We start from the raw sequence: 250 nt of genomic DNA, 5'->3' as shown, positions 1-250 counted from the left end.
ATATAGAAAATTTGACTATAAATAAATCCCTGACTTTTGTTTCTGAAACTAATTATAGCAAATACATTCTTCAGGGAGGCGTTAACATTGACCTTGCAGCGGGAAGAGTGATTACCATTAACAATCTGAAGACAGTAAACTCTATTAATGGTATATTGACAACAGGAGCAGCAGTTGGAGGAAGAACGACAATCAATATTTTGAACTGTGACTTGATTAGTGTGTCTACCACTACCGCCAATACTACTAC

The 250-nt window shown here is 36.0% G+C and carries 1 protein-coding gene; it reads left to right on the top strand.

Features of this window, described 5'->3' with window-relative positions:
* Positions 1-11: 11 nt before the first annotated feature.
* A partial coding sequence (locus SB679_RS25555; RefSeq protein WP_410705168.1) for a hypothetical protein occupies positions 12-250 on the top strand: 239 nt, incomplete at its 3' end.

It is taken from the genome of Chryseobacterium sp. SIMBA_029 (genome assembly GCF_046535275.1).
Classification (GTDB): domain Bacteria; phylum Bacteroidota; class Bacteroidia; order Flavobacteriales; family Weeksellaceae; genus Chryseobacterium.
The sequence above is the reverse complement of the archived record's forward strand: the minus strand, read 5'-3'. Positions and strand labels throughout refer to the sequence as shown.